Source organism: uncultured Adlercreutzia sp., from assembly GCA_910585575.1.
Classification (GTDB): domain Bacteria; phylum Actinomycetota; class Coriobacteriia; order Coriobacteriales; family Eggerthellaceae; genus Adlercreutzia.
The window spans coordinates 1-3,803 of sequence record CAJUFS010000122.1 but is presented as its reverse complement, the minus strand read 5'-3'; the positions used below and the strand labels follow the sequence as shown (position 1 = coordinate 3,803).

Genomic DNA, 3,803 nt, shown 5'->3' with positions numbered 1-3,803 from the left:
GTTTCGGCGAACTGGCCGATGAAGGCGAAGTTCACAGCGCCCTCGGGCACCACGTCGGGGCGGTCGCCCTCGGCTCGCGGCATGAAGAAGGCAGTGATGTAGGGCATCATGCAGGGCACGGTGTTGCAGCTATGCTCCGCCAGCTCGGCAATTTGCTCCTCGGGCACGCCGATGTGGTACAGCCACTCCTCGCAGATCTCCTTGCCGGTGCAGTCGCGCATGGGCTTCTTCACGTAGTCACCGGGCACGTCGGTGAACAGGCTGTACACCCACACGCACACGGTGCCGGGCTTCTGGTCGCGGAACTGGGGCTGACGGTTGATAGTCCAGGACAAAAGCCAGCTGGAATCCTTCACCGACACGATGCCGCCCGTGACCACATCACCCGACAGCGGGTCGCGCTGGCAGATGGCCTCGATATAGGGCAGCACCTTGTCATCGAGCGTGGTCACCGTGGCGCTCTCCCAGTTGCTCTTCTCAGGGTCGCTGCAGAACTTCTCGGGATGACCGAAGGCGTCGTTCTGCGTGGCAATCTTCTTCCACAAGTCCCAGCCGTCGCCCGGCACCAGCTGCGGCGCGAACTTCGCCGGCGTGTTCTGATCGCCGAAGGAAGAATGGGCCACGCAGCTGCCCGGGGTGATGAACACCAGGTCGTTCTCCGTCAGCTCGATGGTCTCCGTGGACGCCTGGCGGGCGGCATTGTCGGCCGCATCGGCATCGGAGGCCGGCACGCCCTCGGCCGCGTCCACTGCCGCCGGCGAGGGCTCATGGCGCAGGGTGATATCGGTGGCCATCTTGCGGTTGTCGCCCTTGGCGTCGTCGCAGGAGAAGTTAACATCCAGCACGTGAGTGTTGAACTGGAAGTCCACCCCGTGGGCCTCCAAGTAGTTCACCATAGGCAGAATCATGGACTCGTACTGGTTGTAGCGGGTGAAGCGCAGGGCGCTGAAATCGGGCAGGCCGCCCACATGGTGAATGAAGCGGGTAATGTAGCGCTTCATCTCCAGCGCCGAGTGCCAATTCTCGAAGGCGAACATGGTGCGCCAGTACAGCCAGAAATTCGAGTTCAGCACCTCGTCGGAGAAGTACTCGGTGATGAGCTTGTCCTGCAGGTCCTCTTCCGGCGTGAAGAACAGCTTCATAATTTCCATGCAGCCCGCGTCAGACAGGTTGAACTTGTTGTCGGTGTGGGCGTTCTGGCCGCGGTTCACCGTGGCGCGGCACAGCGAGTAGTTGGGGTCGCGCTTGTTCAGCCAGTAGTAGTAATCGAGCACGCTGACGTCGGGATCCTCGATGGAGGGAATGTCGCGGAACAAGTCCCACATGACCTCGAAATGGTTGTCCATCTCACGGCCGCCGCGCATGGTGTAGCCCAGCTGGGTATAATCCCAGCCGTCGCAGGCGCCGCCGGCGCGTGGGTCGCGCTCCAGAATGTGAATGCGATCGCCGGGCATTTGGCCGTCGCGCACCAGATAGCACGCCGCCGTCAGGCCCGCCAGGCCCGAACCAATGATATAGGCCTGCTTGTTCTCTACTCCTTCGGGCTTCAGGGGATGGGCGAAGGCTTCGTAGTTACCGCTGGAATAGTACATGGGACACGTCCTCTCGATAGATGCCGCATTGGTTCTATGATGGCCCCGACGCTTCGTCAACAACCTTCGCCCCTTCATCCCGTTGCGGGGTTGTTGCCCAGCGGTTGACCTCGCTATAATGGCTCCCCGTGAATACTTCGAGAAACATACCTGGCTTTGTCTACAAGCTCATGCTGCTGGCGGCCACCATCATTTGGGGCATTGCCTTTGTGGTCATGAAAGACGCCGTGGACGTACTGCCGCCCGCCCAGCTGATCGGCGTGCGCTTCTTTCTAACGGGGCTGCTGATGGCGGCGGTGTTTCACCGCTCGCTGCGCGGCACGCTCAACGGTCCCTGCCTGCGCGCGGGCCTGGTGCTGGCGCTCGTCACCTTCCTGGCCTTCTGGGTGCAGACCATCGGCCTCGCCGACACCACCCCGGGCAAGAACGCCTTTCTGACGGCCACTTACTGCGTTATCGTGCCCTTCCTGCTGTGGATCGTGGCTCGCAAGCGGCCCACCTTCGCCAATGTAGGCGCGGCTGTGCTGTGCATTGCAGGCATTGGCCTGGTGTCGATGACGGCGGGCAGCTTCCGTCTGGAGTTCGGTGACCTCATGACGCTTCTGTGTGCCGTGTTCTTCGCCGCGCAGATCATCGCCATCTCCCATTACGCCCAGCAGTTCAACGTACTGGCGCTGACGGTGTACCAGTTTCTTTTCGGCGGCCTTATGGGCCTGGTGCTGGGCGGCTTGACCGAGCCGGCCCCCACCCTGGCCGTACTCACCCCCGACTTCGCCTTCAATCTGTTCTATCTGGTGGTATTCGCCTCGGGCCTGTGCTATCTGTTCCAAAATGTGGGCCTGGCCCATGTGGCGCCGGCCCAAGGATCGCTGCTGCTGTCCCTGGAATCCGTTTTCGGCGTGCTGGCCAGTGTCTTGCTGTACGGCGAAGTGGTCACGGGGCGTATGATGCTCGGCTTCGTCCTTATCTTCGCCGCCATTCTTATCAGCGAGCTAGCTCCCACGTTGAAAGCCAAGCTCCTAGAACAGAAGCGCCAAACCGAAACAACCTACGACCCCGAGGAAGAGTGCGCCCCCGTCGGCTAGGGTAAACCGGCGCTCCACCAGCTGCGTTGGGCGTTCCACGGCTCCGAAGCAGCGCGCGTCCATGGCGCCGGCCAGGCGATCGGCGCGACGAAACAATCCCACAAACACCGGCATCATTAGAGCCGCAGCGGCCCGCAGGCGCACCAGGGGGGCGCCGGCGTCAAATGACGCTCCGCGTGACTGCTGAGCCGCCCGTACCAGCGCCAGCTCTTCGGTCATAAGGGGAATAAAGCGCAGAGCCAGAGAAAGGGCGCTCGCGAAATCATGAGCAGGCAGACCGAACCGTCCCAAAGGGGCCAGCAGCTGTCGCAAGGCCGTCGTCATTTCAACAGGATTCGTGGTTCTCATAAGAAGGATGCTGGCGAAGGCAAGTAGGAGAATACGGGCCGCCACGAGCCCAGCGCTCCCCCATCCTTGGAAGGCGCCGTTGCAGCAAAAAATTACCAGGGCGAGGGGGTACACAAAGGCGCCATCGCGGGCAATACGGGTCATGCTTACGCGCGCTCCCGCGACTGCGCCGGCAAGCAGCAGCGCCAAAGCGCCCAGAGCCACGGCGCTCTGGGCCACGAACAGCGCCAGAGAATAGGCCAGCAGCCACCCCAGCTTCACCCGCGCGTCCCTTTTGTCTCCCCGGCATTTCATGGCGCCAGTATGGCAGAGCGCTACTGCGATGGAGGCCGTCTTGCCGCTCGCATCGGCCAGCTGCCATCCGAAACCCCATTTTTGCGCATATGCACAAAGAGGAGCACCTTCCAAGGAAGGTGCTCCTCTTTCATGACAAGTAGCTATCCCGCGGGCCGAGTGTTAAGGAGGGGGCCCACGCTACTTGGATGCGAACACGCGCGGCAAACGCACGGTTCGGCGGAATGGCGGGTTTACAGAGCCTCGCCGATGCCAGCGGTGCCAGCCTGGGCAGCCTCGAACTGGAAGGCCGTCTCGGCGTCCTCAGCAGCGTCCTGCTCGTTGCCCAGGGCGTCGTCGTACTCGGTGGACATGGTGGCCTCGGCCACTACTTCCTGCTCGATGCGCTCCAGATCGGCAATAGCGTCCTCAGTCTTCGCAGCCTCAGAATCGACGAACTCCTTCATCAGGGTATCCTTGTCAGCCATGATCCGGCTCCTTTCAA

At 62.1% G+C, this 3,803-nt stretch carries 4 protein-coding genes; 1 reads left to right on the top strand and 3 read right to left on the bottom strand.

Translation table 11 applies throughout. From position 1 onward, the window contains the following. The coding region (locus tag QZ307_RS10900; protein ID WP_295999739.1) for an oleate hydratase at nt 1-1,592 on the bottom strand (1,592 nt) is incomplete at its 3' end. 128 nt (nt 1,593-1,720) lie between these two features. Between QZ307_RS10900 and QZ307_RS10895 the strand changes: the two genes are divergently transcribed. Next, complete coding sequence (locus tag QZ307_RS10895; protein WP_295999738.1) at nt 1,721-2,677, top strand: DMT family transporter; 957 nt, start codon at nt 1,721-1,723, stop codon at nt 2,675-2,677. On the opposite strand, the gene QZ307_RS10890 is transcribed toward QZ307_RS10895, so the two are convergent. Together QZ307_RS10890 and QZ307_RS10885 are read right to left on the bottom strand one after the other, a co-directional pair. Beyond that, complete coding sequence (locus tag QZ307_RS10890; protein WP_295999737.1) at nt 2,612-3,286, bottom strand: energy-coupling factor transporter transmembrane protein EcfT; 675 nt, start codon at nt 3,284-3,286, stop codon at nt 2,612-2,614. The two genes, QZ307_RS10895 and QZ307_RS10890, sit on opposite strands and share 66 nt — an antisense overlap. A gap of 266 nt (nt 3,287-3,552) precedes the next feature. Further along, entirely contained in the window at nt 3,553-3,786 is a 234-nt protein-coding gene (locus QZ307_RS10885; protein ID WP_295999736.1) for a hypothetical protein, read from the bottom strand. Nucleotides 3,787-3,803 lie beyond the last annotated feature (17 nt).

Coding starts and splice junctions, on each gene's coding strand:
- QZ307_RS10885 (WP_295999736.1), bottom strand. CDS start 3,786: ATGGCTGACAAGGATACCCTGATGAAGGAGTTCGTCGATTCTGAGGCT.